The 17,052-nt window shown below is 64.3% G+C and carries 16 protein-coding genes; 14 read left to right on the forward strand and 2 right to left on the reverse strand.

Going from position 1 to position 17,052, the window contains the following annotated elements; translation table 11 throughout:
- Window positions 1–79: 79 nt before the first annotated feature.
- Window positions 80–1,345 (reverse strand): Glu/Leu/Phe/Val family dehydrogenase, encoded by a 1,266-nt coding sequence (locus J1C56_RS25705; RefSeq protein WP_214392838.1) that lies wholly within the window; start codon window positions 1,343–1,345, stop codon window positions 80–82.
- Window positions 1,346–1,677: 332 nt separating this feature from the next.
- On the opposite strand from J1C56_RS25705, the gene J1C56_RS25710 reads away from it, so the two are divergent.
- From J1C56_RS25710 to J1C56_RS25740, 7 genes are all read left to right on the forward strand, one after another.
- Window positions 1,678–2,736: a dipeptidase gene (locus J1C56_RS25710; RefSeq protein WP_214392839.1), complete on the forward strand. Its 1,059-nt coding sequence runs from the start codon at window positions 1,678–1,680 to the stop codon at window positions 2,734–2,736.
- Between the two features lie 36 nt (window positions 2,737–2,772).
- Complete coding sequence (locus J1C56_RS25715; RefSeq protein ID WP_214392938.1) at window positions 2,773–4,410, forward strand: ABC transporter substrate-binding protein; 1,638 nt, start codon at window positions 2,773–2,775, stop codon at window positions 4,408–4,410.
- Between the two features lie 28 nt (window positions 4,411–4,438).
- Window positions 4,439–5,497, forward strand: coding sequence for an ABC transporter permease (locus J1C56_RS25720; RefSeq protein ID WP_214392840.1), 1,059 nt, complete (start codon window positions 4,439–4,441; stop codon window positions 5,495–5,497).
- On the forward strand, window positions 5,494–6,411 hold the full coding sequence (gene nikC, locus J1C56_RS25725; RefSeq protein ID WP_214392841.1) for a nickel transporter permease: 918 nt from the start codon (window positions 5,494–5,496) through the stop codon (window positions 6,409–6,411). Before J1C56_RS25720 ends, nikC begins: the two co-directional genes overlap by 4 nt.
- Window positions 6,408–7,241: an ABC transporter ATP-binding protein gene (locus tag J1C56_RS25730; RefSeq protein ID WP_214392842.1), complete on the forward strand. Its 834-nt coding sequence runs from the start codon at window positions 6,408–6,410 to the stop codon at window positions 7,239–7,241. Before nikC ends, J1C56_RS25730 begins: the two co-directional genes overlap by 4 nt.
- Window positions 7,238–7,987, forward strand: coding sequence for an ABC transporter ATP-binding protein (locus J1C56_RS25735; RefSeq protein WP_214392843.1), 750 nt, complete (start codon window positions 7,238–7,240; stop codon window positions 7,985–7,987). The genes J1C56_RS25730 and J1C56_RS25735 overlap by 4 nt, the downstream gene beginning before the upstream one ends.
- 81 nt (window positions 7,988–8,068) lie before the next feature.
- Window positions 8,069–8,509: an RbsD/FucU family protein gene (locus J1C56_RS25740; RefSeq protein ID WP_214392844.1), complete on the forward strand. Its 441-nt coding sequence runs from the start codon at window positions 8,069–8,071 to the stop codon at window positions 8,507–8,509.
- A gap of 185 nt (window positions 8,510–8,694) precedes the next feature.
- On the opposite strand, the gene J1C56_RS25745 is transcribed toward J1C56_RS25740, so the two are convergent.
- Entirely contained in the window at window positions 8,695–9,477 is a 783-nt protein-coding gene (locus J1C56_RS25745) for an IclR family transcriptional regulator (protein WP_214392845.1), read from the reverse strand.
- A gap of 118 nt (window positions 9,478–9,595) precedes the next feature.
- Here J1C56_RS25745 and J1C56_RS25750 point away from each other — a divergent pair, with 118 nt between their 5' ends.
- The 7 genes from J1C56_RS25750 (at window position 9,596) to J1C56_RS25780 (ending at window position 17,048) form a co-directional block, all read left to right on the forward strand.
- Window positions 9,596–10,345, forward strand: a complete 750-nt coding sequence (locus tag J1C56_RS25750) for an SDR family oxidoreductase (protein WP_214392846.1) — start codon at window positions 9,596–9,598, stop codon at window positions 10,343–10,345.
- Between the two features lie 14 nt (window positions 10,346–10,359).
- Window positions 10,360–11,244: an amidohydrolase family protein gene (locus tag J1C56_RS25755; protein WP_214392847.1), complete on the forward strand. Its 885-nt coding sequence runs from the start codon at window positions 10,360–10,362 to the stop codon at window positions 11,242–11,244.
- Window positions 11,241–12,788 (forward strand): sugar ABC transporter ATP-binding protein, encoded by a 1,548-nt coding sequence (locus tag J1C56_RS25760; protein WP_214392848.1) that lies wholly within the window; start codon window positions 11,241–11,243, stop codon window positions 12,786–12,788. Before J1C56_RS25755 ends, J1C56_RS25760 begins: the two co-directional genes overlap by 4 nt.
- Window positions 12,785–13,780, forward strand: a complete 996-nt coding sequence (locus J1C56_RS25765; protein ID WP_214392849.1) for an ABC transporter permease — start codon at window positions 12,785–12,787, stop codon at window positions 13,778–13,780. The genes J1C56_RS25760 and J1C56_RS25765 overlap by 4 nt, the downstream gene beginning before the upstream one ends.
- Before the next feature lie 102 nt (window positions 13,781–13,882).
- Window positions 13,883–14,830 carry an ABC transporter substrate-binding protein gene (locus tag J1C56_RS25770; RefSeq protein ID WP_214392850.1) on the forward strand — a complete coding sequence of 316 codons (948 nt, stop codon included), beginning with the start codon at window positions 13,883–13,885 and terminating at the stop codon, window positions 14,828–14,830.
- A gap of 64 nt (window positions 14,831–14,894) precedes the next feature.
- Window positions 14,895–15,749 carry a fumarylacetoacetate hydrolase family protein gene (locus J1C56_RS25775; protein WP_214392851.1) on the forward strand — a complete coding sequence of 285 codons (855 nt, stop codon included), beginning with the start codon at window positions 14,895–14,897 and terminating at the stop codon, window positions 15,747–15,749.
- A gap of 21 nt (window positions 15,750–15,770) precedes the next feature.
- Window positions 15,771–17,048 carry an L-fuconate dehydratase gene (locus J1C56_RS25780; protein ID WP_214392852.1) on the forward strand — a complete coding sequence of 426 codons (1,278 nt, stop codon included), beginning with the start codon at window positions 15,771–15,773 and terminating at the stop codon, window positions 17,046–17,048.
- Window positions 17,049–17,052: the final 4 nt, after the last annotated feature.

Raw genomic sequence — 17,052 nt, forward strand, 5'->3', positions numbered from 1 at the left:
GTTGGACGCACAAATGACGCTCTAAATCATTGAATCAGTACCGCCGGACCATCTCGATCCGGCGGCGTATCGGATTGGATCAGCTTGCGAAGTAGTTCTGCGTGCCGTGCGCTTCGATCGCCTCGGCAAGTCGTGCCAGCGCATGGACATAGGCGGCGGTGCGCACCGACACATCCTTGGCCTTGGCGACGTCCCAGATGGCACGTCCCTCGCGCTCCATGATGGTGCGCAGGCGCTCGTGGATCTCCTCGATCGGCCAGTAATAGCCCTGGCGGTTCTGCACCCATTCGAAATACGAGACGGTGACGCCACCGGCATTGGCCAGGATATCGGGCAGGACGACGACGCCCTTCTTCTCCAGGATCGCGTCGGCTTCCGCGGTGACCGGGCCGTTGGCCAGTTCGAGCACGATCCGCGCCTTGACCAGATCGGCATTGTCGATGCGGATCATGTTCTCCAGCGCCGATGGCACCAGGATGTCGCAATCGACACCGACGAGAGCCGCGCCATCGAGCAGCTCATGGCCACCCTGGCCGGCGGTGGTGACGACCGAACGGCCAGCGTCCTTGGCAACGAAAAGGCGATCGAGGTCGAGACCGCCCGCAGCCCGCACCGCGCCCTCCGAATCCGACACGGCAACGATCTTGTGGCCATCCGAGGCAAGCAGGCGGGCGATGTGCTGGCCGGCATTGCCAAAGCCCTGCACGGCGATGCGCAGGCTGCCCTTGAGGCCGAGTTCCTCGGCGAGATGGCGAACCAGATAGAAACCGCCGCGCGCGGTGGCGTCGCCACGACCGAGCGAACCGCCCAGCGCCAGCGGCTTGCCGGTGATCACGCCCGGCGAGGCCTGGCCGACGATCTGAGCGTATTCATCGGCCATCCAGCCCATGATCATCGAATTGGTGTAGACGTCGGGAGCCGGTATATCGCGATCCGGGCCGATGATGCGGGCGAAAGCTTGGATGTAGGCGCGGGACAGCCGCTCCAGTTCCGCCTTCGACAGCTTGCGCGGGTCGACCTGCACGGCACCCTTGCCACCGCCATAGGGCAGGTTCATCACGGCGCATTTGAAGGTCATCCAGAACGCCAGCATCTCGACCTCGTCGGCCGTCGATTCCGGATGGAAGCGGATGCCGCCCTTTGTCGGTCCGCGCGTGTCGTCATAGCGGCAGCGCCAGGCCAGGAAGGATTTGCGCGAGCCGTCGTCCATGCGGATCATCAGGCGGGCCTTGGTGGTCTCGCGGGCAAATTTCAGTTTCTCGATTACGTCGGCATCGACATTGAGATGTTTCGCCGCCTCGTCGAGGCGCACGAGTGCATGATCGAGAAGACTGACTTCTGACATATGTAAATTTCCTGTTGGTACTAAGCCTGCGGCTACGCCGCCGGCTTCACTCGCCTGCATAAATATTCACCACAGTTCAAGACCGAAGAAGGTCGCAGCTCTTCCGCAAGGTCAGGTGCAGAACTGCCTTTGGCCAGATAGCACAGCCGATTGCTTATATTTCCGCGGCCAAATGGGACCGCTGAAGACGAGTGGTCCAGGCCAAGATTCCTTTTGGTCCTGCCTGCCTGCGCGAAGCGGATTTGCGGCATCGGCGCAAAGCGCACGCCAGCGGGCAGGTTGACTTGCCCTGTCGCGCATCATCCAACTGCCGCCGCAGACAGGAGTGGGTAATGCAGGCAGTTTTCGACGGCCACAACGACGTGCTTTATCGGTTGTGGAACAACGCCGCCAAGGGTGCCGACCCGGTGGCCGAATTCATCGAAGGCACCAAGCAGGGCCATATCGACATGCTGCGCGCCCAAAAGGGCGGCCTCGTCGGCGGCCTGTGTGCGATCTACATCACCTCCACCAACATGCCCGACGAAGTGCGCGACGAAAACGGCCACTACGCCATTCCGCTGTGCAAGCCGCTCGAACGCGCGCCTTCGCTCGACATCGCCCTCGACATGGCATCGATTGCCTTCAGGATCGAGCGTGCCGGCGGCTGGAAGATCTGCCGCAACGGCGCCGACATCGACGCAGCACAAGCCGCTGGCAAGTTCGCGGCAGTGCTGCACATGGAAGGCTGCGAGGCGATCGACGTCGATCTTGCCGCGCTTGATGTGTTCTACGCCGCCGGCCTGCGCTCGCTCGGCCCGGTGTGGAGCCGCAACACGGTGTTCGGCCATGGCGTGCCCTTTGCCTTCCCGTCGAGCCCCGATACCGGTCCCGGCCTGACCGAGGCCGGCAGGCGGCTGGTCAAGGAATGCAATCGCATCGGCATCGCCATCGATCTCGCCCACATCACCGAACAGGGATTCTGGGACGTCGCCAAGCTCAGCGACCAGCCGCTGATCGTCAGCCACTCCAACGTCCATGCGATCACGCCGATCAGCCGCAACCTGACCGACAAGCAGCTTGCCGCCGTGCGCGAGAGCAACGGCCTGGTCGGGCTCAACTTCGCCGTCACCATGCTGCGCGAGGACGGAGCCAAGAACACCGACACACCGCTCTCCGACATGATCCGCCACATCGACTATCTCGTCGAGCATGTCGGCATCGACGGCGTGGCGCTCGGTTCGGACTTCGACGGCGCCACCATGCCGGCCGAGATCGGCGACGCAACCGGGCTTCAGAACCTCGTTGCGGCTCTGCGGAATGCTGGATACGGTGACGCCGATCTGGCGAAAATCTGCCGTGACAACTGGCTGAGGGTGTTGCGCTCGGCCTGGCACGAAACGGCGGCCTAAAAATAAATAATCGTCAACTTGGGGAACTGAAAAATGATGATCGGTAAAATGAACGGGCATTTCCGTCTTATGCTTGCAGGCGCTGCGCTGTCGGCAATGGTGTTCGCGGCACCCGCGCTTGCAGTGACTCCTGCCGACACGCTGGTCCAGGCCTGGGCCATCGACGACACCATCACGCTTGACCCGGCAGAGTCGTTCGAGCTCAGCCCGGCCGAATTCCTCGGCAACGCCTATGACATGCTGGTGCGCCTCGACATCAACGACACCACCAAGGTACGCCCAGGTGTCGCCGAGAGCTGGACGGTTTCCGACGACGGCCTGGTCTACACCTTCAAGCTCAAGTCCGGCCTGAAGTTCGCGTCCGGCAATGCGATCACCGCCAAGGACGTCGCCTGGTCGTTCGAGCGCGTCGTCAAGCTCGACAAGAGCCCGGCCTTCATCCTCACCCAGTTCGGCCTGACCAAGGACAACGTCACCGAAAAGGCAAAGGCCGTCGACGACAGCACCTTCGTCTTCACCGTCGACAAGTCTTACGCGCCGTCCTTCGTGCTGAACTGCCTGACGGCAACTGTCGGCGCCGTGATGGACAGCAAGCTGGTGCTCGAGCACGTCGCACCGGTGACACCGACCGACGACTACAAGTTCGACAACGATTTCGGCAATGGCTGGCTCAAGACAGGTTATGCCGGCTCGGGTCCGTTCAAGATCCGCGACTGGCGCGCCAACGAAATCCTCGTGTTGGAACGCAACGACAACTACTACGGCGACAAGCCGGCCCTCGCCCGTGTCATCTATCGCCACGTCAAGGAAAGCGCGACCCAGCGCCTGATGCTCGAAGCCGGCGACATCGACGTCGCCCGCAACCTCGAGCCAGGCGACCTCGAAGCGGTCTCGAAGAACGCCGATCTGACCACCACCAGCGCGCCCAAGGGCACCGTCTACTACATCAGCCTCAACCAGAAGAACCCCAACCTGGCCAAGCCCGAAGTGCGCCAGGCGCTGAAGTACCTGGTCGACTACGACGCCATCGGCTCGACGCTGATCAAGGGCATCGGTGAAATCCGCCAGACCTACCAGGCCAAGGGCGTGCTCGGCGCGCTCGACTCCAACCCGTTCACCTTCGACGTCGCCAAGGCCAAGGAACTGCTGGAGAAGGCAGGGCTGAAGGATGGCTTCACCGTCACCATGGACGTGCGCAACACCCAGCCGGTGACGGGCATCGCCGAATCCTTCCAGCAGACCGTCGGCCAGGCCGGTGTCAAGCTCGAGATCATCCCCGGCGACGGCAAGCAGACGCTGACCAAGTACCGCGCCCGCAACCACGACATGTATATCGGCCAGTGGGGAATGGATTACTGGGATCCGAACTCCAACGCCGAGACCTTCACCTCCAACCCCAACAATGCCGACGACGGCACCGTGAAGACGCTGGCCTGGCGCAATGCCTGGGACGTGCCGGAGCTGACCGAAAAGACCAAGGCCGCCCTTCTGGAGCGCGACAACGACAAGCGCGCCACCATGTACAAGGAGCTGCAGCAGGCAGCGCTCGACACCAGCCCGTTCCTGCTGATCTTCCAGCAGACCGAGGTTGCCGGCCTGCGCGGCAACGTCAAGAACTACAAGCTCGGGCCGAACTTCGACTCCAACTTCGTCGCCCCCGTGACCAAGGAATGATCTCACAAAGATCACTCCGTTGAGCAGCATGGAAAACCAAACCCAAGCGAGGCGCGCCAACAAGCGCGCCTCCGACATTCTCAAGGCGGTCGCCAGTTTTGTGGTGATCGTGGCAACGACCTATCTCGGCCTATTGGCGGTGACCTTCTTCATCGGCCGTGTCGTGCCGATCGATCCGGTTCTGGCCATCGTCGGCGACCGGGCGCCCGCTCATGTCGTCGAGCGCACACGCATCGAGATGGGCTTCAACCTGCCCTACTACCAGCAGTTCTATCTCTATGTGAAAGGCGTGCTGCAGGGCGATTTCGGCACCTCGGTGCTGACCACCAACCCTGTCATGGCTGACATCCGCCGGGTCTTCCCGGCGACCATGGAACTCGCCACCGTCGGCACCGTCATCGGTGCGGCGCTCGGCATCCCGCTCGGCGTGCTCGCCGCGGTCAAGCGCGGCAGCCTCGCCGACCAGGTCGTGCGCATCATCGGGCTGATCGGCTATTCGGTGCCGATCTTCTGGCTCGGCCTGTTGGCGCTATTGGTGTTCTATGCCCGGCTCGGCTGGACCGCCGGCCCCGGCCGCATCGACGTGGTGTTCGAATACACCTTCACCCCGATCACCGGCTTCTATTTGCTCGACGCGGTGCTCAACCGCGACTGGGCGGCGTTCAAGGACATCTTTGCCCACATCATCCTGCCGGCCTCGCTGCTCGGCTACTTCTCGCTCGCCTATATCAGCCGCATGACTCGCTCCTTCATGCTCAACGAGCTGAGCCAGGAATACATTGTCGCCGCGCGCGCCAAGGGCCTGTCGGAAACCCGCATCATCTGGGGCCACGCGCTGCGCAACGCCGCCGTGCCGCTGGTGACGGTCATCGCGCTGTCCTACGCCGGCTTGCTCGAAGGCTCGGTCCTGACCGAGACGGTCTTCGCCTGGCCCGGCCTTGGCCTCTATATCACCAACTCGCTGCAGAACGCCGACATGAACGCGGTGCTGGGCGGCACGATCGTCATCGGTTCGGTGTTCATCGCGCTCAACCTGCTCTCTGACCTGCTTTATCGCCTGCTCGACCCAAGGACGCGGATCCGATGAGCGACACTGTCATGACCCGCCGCGAATGGCTCCTCACCGACCGTCCGCAATCGCGCCTGCAGGCCCGGCTCGGCCGCGCCTATCTGACGTGGAGCCGCTTTGCCGCAAACAAGCTTGCGGTCATCGGCCTCGGCATCATCCTGCTGCTGCTGTTCGTCGCCGCAGTTGCGCCGCTGCTGGCTCCCCATTCGCCCTATATCGGCGACCTCAAGAACGCCCGCCTGCTGGCGCCCAGCGCCACCAACTGGCTCGGTACCGACGACCAGGGCCGCGACATCCTCTCGCGCCTGATCTACGGCTCGCGGCTGACCTTGCAGGTCATCGTTCTGGTCGCGGTCATCGCCGCTCCCATCGGCCTGTTGGTCGGCACTGCCGCCGGTTATGCCGGCGGCTGGGTCGATGCGGTGTTGATGCGTATCACCGACATCTTCCTGGCGTTTCCCAAGCTGGTGCTGGCACTGGCCTTCGTCGCGGCACTCGGGCCCGGCATCGAAAACGCCATCATTGCCATCGCTTTGACCTCGTGGCCGCCCTATGCCCGCATCGCGCGTGCCGAAACGCTGACAGTGCGCAACTCCGACTACATCGCGGCGGTCAAGCTGATGGGTGCTTCGCCGATGCGCATCGTGCTGCGCCACATCATGCCGCTGTGCATCTCGTCGCTGATCGTGCGCGTCACGCTCGACATGGCCGGCATCATCCTGACCGCCGCCGGCCTCGGTTTCCTCGGCCTCGGCGCGCAGCCGCCGCTGCCGGAATGGGGTGCGATGATCGCGTCGGGCCGCCGCTTCATCCTCGACCAGTGGTGGGTCGCTGCCGCTCCCGGTGCGGCCATCCTCATCGTCAGCCTTGGCTTCAACCTTCTCGGCGACGGGCTGCGCGACGCCCTCGACACCCGCAGCGGTGGCCAATGAGCACCCTGCTGCATGTCGAAGACCTGAGGGTTTCGTTTCCTACCCGCACTGGCGTAGTCGAGGCCGTGCGCGGTGTTTCCTTCGCGCTCGGCCAGGAGCGGCTCGGCATTGTCGGCGAGTCCGGCTCCGGTAAGTCGCAGACCGGCCGCGCCATAATGGGGCTGACGCCGCTGCAGGCCGAGATCAAGGCCAGGCGGCTTGAATTCAACGGCATCGACCTGTTGAAAGCCTCCGCTGCCGAGCGCCGGGCACTGCGCGGCAACCGCATCGCCATGATCCTGCAGGATCCGAAATATTCGCTCGATCCCGTCATGACCATCGGCCGGCAGATCGTCGAGACGCTGCGCACGCACGAAAAGGTTGGCAAGTCGGAGGCGCGTGCGCGTGCGCTCGACATGCTCGCCGCCGTCCAGATCCGCGACCCCAAGCGCGTCTACGACCTCTACCCGCACGAGGTGTCGGGCGGCATGGGCCAGCGCGCGATGATCGCCATGATGCTGATCGCAGGCCCGGAGCTTCTGATCGCTGACGAGCCGACATCGGCGCTCGACGTCACCGTGCAGCTCGACATCCTGCGCATCCTCGACCGGCTGGTCATCGACCGTGGCATGGGGCTGATCTTCATCTCGCACGATTTGCGCCTGGTCTCGACCTTCTGCGACCGGGTGATCGTCATGTATGCCGGCAAGATCGTCGAGGAGCTCAAGGCCTCCGAGCTCTCGCAGGCGAAGCACCCCTACACGCAAGGCCTGCTCAACTGCATGCCCAAGATTGGCGAGAACCGGCACCCGCTGCCCGTGCTCGACCGCCAGCCGGAGTGGCTGCTTTGACCCCTGCGCTTGCGATCGACAAACTGCGCGTCGTCTATGACGATTTCATCGCGTTGAAGGATGTCAGCCTGACCGTCGCGCAGGGCGAATCCTTCGGCCTTGTCGGCGAATCCGGCTCGGGAAAATCGACGCTGCTGCGCGCGGTCGCCGGTCTGGCGCCCGTGACCTCCGGCACCATCGACGTCGGCGGCAAGCGCCTGGGCAAGACCCGCGAAAAGGAATTCTATCGCCAGGTCCAGATGGTGTTCCAGGACCCCTATGGTTCGCTGCACCCGCGCCAGACCGTCGACCGGCTGCTGCTCGAACCGCTCGATATCCACGGTTTTGCCGACACAGAAAAGCGCATCCAGCGCGCGCTCGACGAGGTCGGCCTCGGCTCCGGCTTCCGTTTCCGCTATTCGCACCAGCTGTCGGGCGGCCAGCGCCAGCGCGTCGCCATTGCCCGCGCGCTGATCCTGGAACCCTCGGTGCTTCTGCTCGACGAGCCAACCTCGGCGCTCGACGCCTCGGTGCAGGCGGAAGTGCTCAATTTGCTCGAACAGATCCGCCGCAACCGCAAGCTGACCTTCGTCATGGTCAGCCACGACCTCGGCGTCATCACCCATATGTGCGAGCGGCTGATGGTGATGCAGACCGGCGAGGAGGTCGAGCGGCTCGAAGCCGGCGATCTCGCCTCCCGCAAAGTCACCAAGGATTACACGCGCAACCTCCTGGTCGCGAGCGAAGGGTTTGTTCGGGAGCCTTGAGCCAAGGCTTTCGCTTGCCTGTTGCCGACCACGCCTGCACATTGCAATCGAGCCGCAACCCGCATCATCAGGTATCCGCCCATGCTCTTAGGGATCGATCCACTGCTCAGCGCCGACGTGCTCTACGTGCTGCGCTCCATGGGCCATGGCGACGACCTGATCATCGCCGACGCCAACTTCCCGGCCGATGCCATGGCCAGGCAGACCGTCCATGGCCGTCCGCTGCGCATCGACGCCGACATCGTCCGGGTGATGAAGGCCGTGCTGTCGGTGATGCCCGTCGACACCTTCGTCGACGATGCCTTCGGCCGCATGGAGGTCGTCGGCAAGCCGGACGAGATCCCGGACGTCCAGAACGAGGTCGGCAAGTTGATTGCCGGCACCGGCACCAAAATGGTCGGCATCGAGCGCTTTGCCTTCTACGACCGCGCCAAGCAGGCCTATGCGGTCATCCAGACGCAGGAGCGCCGCTTCTACGCCGACTTCGCCGTGCGCAAGGGTGTCATCCCGCCGGATGCTTGAAGCTTCCACTTTCCTTCGACACTACCCCCACCCCTAACCCCTACCCCCACAAGGGGGAGGGGGATAGCTGCCGTCGCGCCAAGATCGCCGACATCAGCTTGGGGTGACCGTGACGAAAAGTCCCCCTCCCCCTTGTGGGGAGGGGTTAGGGGTGGGGGTTTTGCCGGCGAAGAGGCCCCTTCGAGCTACGACAGCGAAAGCTTCGCCGCCACGTCCTTGAGCAGGACGAGCGTCTGGTCGATGTCGGCCTGCTTGTCGTCGAGCCTCTGGATATAGGGGCAGGTCAGCACGGCGATCGCATAACCGTCGGGCGACAGGATCGGCACCGAGATATCCTCGATGGCGCGCATCTGCTGGCTCGGCCCGACACGGTGGCCGGCCTGGCGATAGGCTTCCAGCACCGGCTCGAGCTTGTCTCGTGCCTCGGCCTGTTTCGTGCCTTCCCAGCGCATCGCCAGCTCCGATTGCGCCTGCTCATCCAGGAAGGCGAGCAGGATATGGCCGGAGCTGGTGGTCAAAAGCTCGATATGGGCACCGATGCGGATGCCGAACTCCCAGTTGCCGGGGCAGCTGGCATGCGCGACGACGAGTGCCGCGCCGCCTTCTGGAACGACGAGATGGCAGGATTGGCCGGCCTCGCTGGCGAAGGCATCCATCAGCGGCAGCGCGCGCGCCACAAGGCGGCGCACCGGCGGATGGCGGTGGGCGAGGATGAACAGCTTCATCGTCAGGGCGTAGCGGTCGCCTTCGGGTGAGCGGCTGACATAGTCACGCGCCACCAGCCGTTCGAGCATGCGGTAGACCTCGCTTGGCCCCCGGCCCATCGCCTTGACGATTTCAGCGCGGGTCAGCCCGCCCGGCTGCTCGGACAACAGCTCCAGAATATCGAGCCCCTTGTCGAGCGCCGGCGCCCGGTAGCGCTCATCCTTGTCCTGGTCGTTCGCGGCATTGATCGGCCGTTTTGGCATCGCTCGAAGTCCTCCCTCGTGACCGCCCTCGCATTTCCCCATTGCAAGGTCGGTTCATTTATGAATAGTATGTTCGTATATAGACAGACGCAAGCAGTTTGCTGGGAGGGCAACGGTTATGCGACTAAGCGGGAAACGCATCTTCATTTCCGCCGCCGCCCAAGGCATCGGCCGCGCCAGTGCGCTGGCCTGCGCCGCTGAAGGCGCCCACATCATTGCCACCGATATCAACGCCGAGGCACTGACAGCGCTTGCCACGGAAAGCGACCGCATCGAGATCCATCGTCTCGATGTGCGCGATAGTGCGGCTGTCGCCGCCTTCGCCAAGCATCAGGCTCCACTCGACGGGCTCTTCAATTGCGCCGGCTTCGTCCACAACGGCACCATTTTGGACTGCAGTGACGAAGACTGGGATTTCAGCTTCGACCTCAACGTCAAGAGCATGTACCGCACGTCAAAGGCCTTCCTGCCCGGCATGCTGGAGCAGGCTGAAAAGACAGGCAGCGTCGCCATCCTCAACATGGCGTCGATGGCCTCCTCGATCAAAGGCTTCCCCAACCGCCTGCTCTACGGCGCCACCAAGGCGGCGGTGATCGGCTTCACCAAGGGCATGGCCGCTGACTACATCCGCCGCGGCGTGCGCTGCAACGCGCTCTGCCCCGGCACCGTCGACACGCCGTCGCTGCGCGGCCGTATCGCTGCCGCCGCCGACCCTGTGCAGGCCGAGAAGGACTTCATCGCCCGCCAGCCGATCGGCCGGTTGGCGACCGTGGACGACATCGCGCCGCTTGTCGTCTACCTGTTGTCCGATGAATCCCGCTTCGTCACCGGCCAGGCTGTCCTGGTCGACGGCGGCGTCACCATCTAGGCGGGGCGGCGGCCATGATCGAAAGGATCGACGGCCACTGCCACTACTGGGCGCTCCAGCGCGGCGACTATGGCTGGCTGACGCCTGATGCCGCCCACCTTGCGCCGATCTATCGTGATTTCGGCACTGCCGACATGCGGCCGCTCGCCGAGACGGCTGGCATAGGCCAGCGCATTCTCGTCCAGGCCGCGCCGACTGAAGCGGAGACGCTGTTCCTGCTCGATCAGGGGCGCGAGGACAAAGCGGTCGCCGGCGTTGTCGGCTGGGTTGATCTTTCCACCGCTGAAAGCGTGGCCTCTCTGGAGAGCCTGGCGAGAAACCCGCTGTTCAAAGGCGTCCGGCCGATGCTGCAGGACCTCGACGATCCCGACTGGATCGCCACCCGCCCTCATCCTGAAGCGATCGCCGCGCTGAAGCGCCTCGGCCTGCGTTTCGATGCGCTGGTCATGCCGCAGCATCTCCAGTCGCTCAGCCGTTTTGTCGAGATGCACCCGGATCTGCCCGTCATCATCGACCATGCCGCCAAGCCGGCCTTCGCCGCCCCTGCCGAGGACCCGCGCCATGGCATGTGGAAGATCGGCATGGCCGAGCTTTCCGGCCACACGCAGGTCTATTGCAAGCTTTCGGGCCTGCTCACCGAACTGCCGTCCGGGCGCCGCACAACACCCGTGGCCGCCGCCGCCGCACTGATGCCGACGGTCGAGCGGCTGCTCACCTGGTTTGGCCCAAAGCGCGTCGTCTGGGGCTCCGACTGGCCCGTGCTGACGCTTGCGGCGGGCTATGATTTCTGGATCGAGGTCACCGAACTTCTGCTCGCCGAGCTTGGCGCCGCCGAACGCGCGAGCATCCATGGTGGCGCAGCCAAGCTCTTCTACGGCCTCGAAGGAGGCCGCGCATGAACGCCGTCGTCGTCATGAAGGACATCGAAAAGTCGTTCCCCGGCGTACGCGCTTTGCACAATGCCCAGCTCGAACTGCGTTCGGGCGAAGTGCATGCGCTGATGGGCGAGAACGGCGCCGGCAAGTCGACGATGATGAAGATCCTCGCCGGCATCTACCGCCGCGACGGTGGCGAGATCCTGCTCGATGGCAAGCCGGTCGACATCAACTCGCCGCGCCAGGCGCAGGATCTCGGCATCGGCATCATCCATCAGGAACTCAACCTGATGCCGCATCTGACGGCGGCGCAGAACATGTTCATCGGCCGCGAGCCGCGCAAGGCGGCCGGCCTGCTGCTCGACGAAGGCAAGCTCAACGGCCAGGCCGCCGAAATCTTCGCCAGCATGCATCTGAAGCTCGACCCGCGCACGCTGGTCGGTGGGCTGACCATCGCCCGCCAGCAGATGGTCGAGATCGCCAAGGCGCTGTCCTATCGCTCACGCGTGCTGATCATGGACGAGCCGACGGCTGCCCTGAACGACGCCGAGATCAACGAGCTGTTCGCCATCATCGCCCGCCTCAAGGCCGAAGGCGTCGGTATCGTCTACATCTCGCATAAGATGGATGAGCTGAAGCGCATCGCCGACCGCGTGACCATCATGCGCGACGGCGAATACATTGGCACCGTGCCGGCCGAGACGACGCCGGTGGAAAAGATCATCTCGATGATGGTCGGCCGCGCCCTCACCGATGAGCGCCCAGACGTTCCCGATCATTCGAACTCCGAGGTCGTGCTCGAGGTCAGGAACCTCAATCGTGGTGCCACCATCCGCGACGTCAGTTTCTCCGTGCGCAAGGGCGAAATCCTCGGTTTCGCCGGGCTGATGGGTGCCGGCCGCACCGAGGTCGCACGCGCCATCTTCGGCGCCGACCGCCGCGACGGCGGCGACATCTTCATGCATGGCAAGAAGGTCGACATCCATATGCCGCAGGACGCCGTACGCGCCGGCATCGGCTACCTCTCCGAGGACCGCAAGCATTTCGGCCTCGCCACCGGCATGGACGTGCGCAACAACGTCGTGCTGGCAAGCCTTCGCCGCTTCACCGGCCCGGGCGGGTTGCTGAAGGAGGCGGCGATGCACGATGTGGCGGTCCGCTACATCGACCAGCTCGCGATCAAGACCCCGTCCGACAAACAGGAAGTTCGCCTGCTCTCCGGTGGCAACCAGCAGAAGATCGTCATCGCCAAGTGGCTGTTGCGCGACTGCGAGGTGCTGATCTTCGACGAGCCGACGCGCGGCATCGACGTCGGCGCCAAGAACGAGATCTACAAGCTGCTCAACGCACTGGCCCAGCAGGGCCGCGCCATCATCGTCATCTCGTCCGAGCTGCCCGAGGTACTTCGTCTCAGCCACCGTATCGCCGTCATGTGCGAGGGCAGGCTTACCGGCATTCTTTCAGGTGGCGCCAGCCAGGAAGAGATCATGCACCTCGCCACGCTGCGCGGCGAAGGCGCGAACAACAATAACAAACAAACAAAGCCGGCTAAGGGAGAGGCCAAATGAGTGCGACAGCATCCAGTGGAACTGCCTCGATAGGCTCGAAATTCTCCGGCGCGCACCGACTGCTCGCCTTCGCCAGCCTGATCGCGCTGGTCCTTGTGTTCAGCCTCGCCTCGCCCAACTTCATGCAGACCTCCAACATCATCGCCATCCTGCAGGCGACCTCGGTCAACGGCGTGCTGGCGATTGCCGCGACGCTGGTCATCATAACCGGCGGCATCGACCTGTCGGTCGGCACGCTGATGACCTTCTGTGCTGTCATCGCGGGCGTGGTGCTGACCTTCTGGGGCATGCCGCTCGGCCTTGGCGTGCTTGCCGCCATCCTCGCCGGCGCCGCCAGCGGGACGCTCTCGGGCACCTTCGTCGCCAAGCTCAAGATCCCGCCCTTCATCGCCACGCTCGGCATGATGCTGATCCTCAAGGGGCTGTCGCTGGTCATCTCCGGCACCCGGCCGATCTATTTCAACGGCACCCCCGGCTTCACCCAGATCTCGCAAGGTTCGCTGATCGGCACGGTCATTCCCGGCCTGCCCATACCCAATGGTGTGCTGATCCTGTTCCTGGTGGCGATCGCCACGAGCTTCATCCTTGAGCGCACCATCCTCGGCCGCTTCACCTTCGCGCTGGGATCGAACGAGGAGGCGGTGCGACTGTCGGGCGTCAACACCGACCGCTGGAAGATCGCCGTCTACGCGCTCGCCGGCGGCATCTGCGGCATCGCCGGGCTGCTGATCGCGTCGCGCCTCAACTCGGCGCAGCCGGCGCTCGGCCAGGGCTACGAACTCGACGCCATCGCGGCGGTCGTCATCGGCGGCACCTCGCTGTCAGGCGGCCGCGGCACCATCATCGGCACGCTCATCGGAGCGCTCATCATCTCCGTGCTCGCCAACGGGCTGCGCATCCTATCGGTCGCCCAGGAGTGGCAGACCGTGGTCACCGGCTCGATCATCATTCTCGCCGTCTACACCGACATTCTGCGGCGCCGCAGGCTTTGAGCAAGGCTTGCTTCGCGCAGCGCCGTCGTGCTGCGCCAACACCAAGAAGAGAGCGAAAGCGCTCCCCCGGCAACGATCAACCAAGATTCAATCGGAGGAAACATGTTCACTAGACGCACCGTGCTTGGCGCCCTCAGCGCCATGACAATCCTCGGCTACGGCTCGACCATGGCAATGGCCCAGGACAAGATGTACATCCCGCTCATCTCCAAGGGCTTCCAGCACCAGTTCTGGCAGGCCGTGAAGGCGGGCGCCGACAAGGCCGCCGCCGATCTCGGCGTCACCGTCACCTTCGAAGGTCCGGATTCGGAAACGCAGGTCGACCGCCAGATCGACATGCTGGCGGCGGCGCTCGCCAAGAAGCCGGCGGCGATCGGTTTCGCCGCGCTCGACAGCCAGGCAGCGCTGCCGCTGCTGCAGCAGGCCAAGGACGCCAAGATCCCGGTCGTCGCCTTCGACTCCGGCGTCGAAGGCGACATCCCTGTCGCCACCGCATCGACCAACAACATCGCCGCCGCAGCGCTTGCCGCCGACAAGATGGCCGCGCTGATCGGCGACGAAGGCAAGGTGGCGTTGGTCGTGCATGACCAGACCAGCCGCACCGGCATCGATCGCCGCGACGGCTTCGTCAACCGCATGAAGGAAGCCCATCCGAAGGTCGAGATCGTCGCCATCGAATATGGTGAAGGCGATCACCTCAAGTCGACTGAGATCACCAAGGCGATCCTGCAGGCCAACCCTGATCTCAAGGGCATGTTCGGCGCCAATGAAGGCTCGGCCATCGGCGTCGTCAACGGCGCCAAGGAACTGGGCCGTCAGCTGGTGATCATCGGCTACGACTCGGGCGCCCAGCAGAAGGCGGCGATCCGCGACGGCCAGATGGCCGGCGCCATCACCCAGAACCCGGTCGGCATCGGCTACAAGACCGTCGAAGCGGCGGTCAAGGCAGCCAAGGGCGAAGCCGTTGAGAAGAACATCGACACCGGCTTCTACTACTACGACAAGACCAACATCGATCAGCCCGAGATCGCAGCGGTGTTGTACGACTGATCCCGCGCAACTCTCCCCGGAGGCGGTGTGCCGCCTCCGGTTTCTTTCAATCAAGGTGATCCAGATGAAACTGCTCCGCTACGGCCCCAAGGGTACCGAAAAGCCCGGCGTCCTTGACACTGCCGGCCGCGTCCGCGACCTCTCAGGCATAATCGACGACATTGCCGGCGACGTGCTGACGCCTGCAGGCCTCGACCGCCTCCGCGCTGTCGACGTCGCCACGTTGCCGCTTGTTGCCGGGACCCCGCAGCAGAACCTGCGCCTCGGCGCCTGCGTCGGCCGCATCGGCAAATTCATCTGCATCGGCCTCAACTACGCCGACCACGCCGCTGAGACCGGCGCAGCCATCCCCGCCGAACCCATCGTATTCAACAAATGGACCTCGGCCATCGTCGGTCCCGACGACGACGTCGAAATCCCACGCGGCTCGGTCAAGACCGATTGGGAGGTCGAGCTTGGCGTCGTCATCGGCAAGCCCGGCCGCTACATCGACGAGGCAGACGCGATGAGCCACGTCGCCGGCTATTGCGTCATCAACGACGTCTCCGAACGCGAATACCAGATCGAGCGCGGCGGCACCTGGGACAAGGGCAAGGGCTGCGACACCTTCGGCCCGACCGGCCCCTGGATGGTGACGGCTGACGAGATCGCCGACCCGCAGGACCTCAAGATGTGGCTCGACGTCGACGGCAAGCGGTTCCAGGACGGCTCGACCAGGACCATGATCTTCACCGTCCAGCAGGTCGTTGCCTACCTCAGCCGCTTCATGAGCCTGCAGGCCGGCGACGTCATCTCCACCGGCACACCGCCCGGCGTCGGGCTCGGCCAGAAGCCCCCAGTCTATCTCAAGCCCGGCCAGACGATGACCCTCGGTATCGAAGGCCTCGGCACCCAGAGGCAGCGCGTCGTCGCTGCCTGAACCCCTCAGGGATACCCTACCATGACCAGCATCATCGACATGCGGGTGCTCGACCTGCGCTTCCCGACCTCGCAGCATCTCGACGGCTCCGACGCGATGAACCCGGACCCCGATTATTCGGCGGCCTATGTCATCCTGAAAACCGACGCGCCAGGCATCGAAGGCCACGGCCTGACCTTCACCATTGGCCGCGGCAACGAGATCTGCTGCGCCGCGATCGAGGCGATGCGCCACCTGGTCGTCGGGCTGGACATGGAAACGGTGACCGCCGACATGGGCGCCTTCTGGCGCCATGTCACCTCAGACAGCCAGTTGCGCTGGATCGGACCCGACAAGGGCGCGATCCATCTCGCCACCGGTGCGGTGGTCAACGCCGTCTGGGACATCTGGGCCAAGATGGTGCGCAAGCCGGTGTGGAAGCTTGTCGCCGACATGTCGCCGGAAGAACTCGTGCGCTGCATCGACTTCCGATACATCACCGACTGCATCACTTCAGACGAAGCGCTCGCCATGCTGCGCGACAAGGCGCCCGGCAAGGCCGAACGCATCGCCATCCTCGAGCGCGAGGGCTATCCCTGCTACACCACCTCCGCCGGCTGGCTCGGCTATGAGGACGAAAAGTTGCGCCGGCTCTGCCAGGAAGCGGTCGATGCCGGCTTCAACCACGTCAAGCTCAAGGTCGGCCGCGACAAGGCCGACGACATCAGGCGCCTGCGCATCGCCCGCGAAGTGCTCGGCCCCGATCGCCAGCTGATGATCGACGCCAACCAGGTCTGGGAAGTCGGCCAGGCCATCGAATGGGTGCGCGACCTCGCTTTCGCCAAGCCGTGGTTCATCGAGGAGCCGACCAACCCTGATGACGTCGAGGGCCATCGCAAGATCCGCGAAGCCGTGGCGCCGGTACAGGTCGCCACCGGCGAGATGTGCCAGAACCGCATCATGTTCAAGCAGTTCATCATGCGCGGCGCCATCGATGTGGTGCAGATCGACTCCTGCCGCCTCGGCGGCGTCAACGAGATCCTGGCCGTGCTGCTGATGGCGGCGAAGTACAACCTTCTGGTCTGCCCGCATGCCGGCGGCGTCGGCCTGTGCGAATACGTCCAGCATCTGTCGATGATCGACTATGTCTGCATCGCCGGCACCCGCGAAGGCCGCGTCGTCGAATATGTCGACCACCTGCACGAGCACTTCAAGGAACCGTGCACCGTCGTCAACGCCGCCTACATGCCGCCAACCGCGCCAGGCTTCTCGATCGAGATGAAGCCGGCGACGCTCGAAGACTATCAGTTCAAGGGTTGACGAC

Source organism: Aminobacter anthyllidis (assembly GCF_018555685.1).
GTDB classification, from domain to species: Bacteria; Pseudomonadota; Alphaproteobacteria; order Rhizobiales; family Rhizobiaceae; genus Aminobacter; species Aminobacter anthyllidis.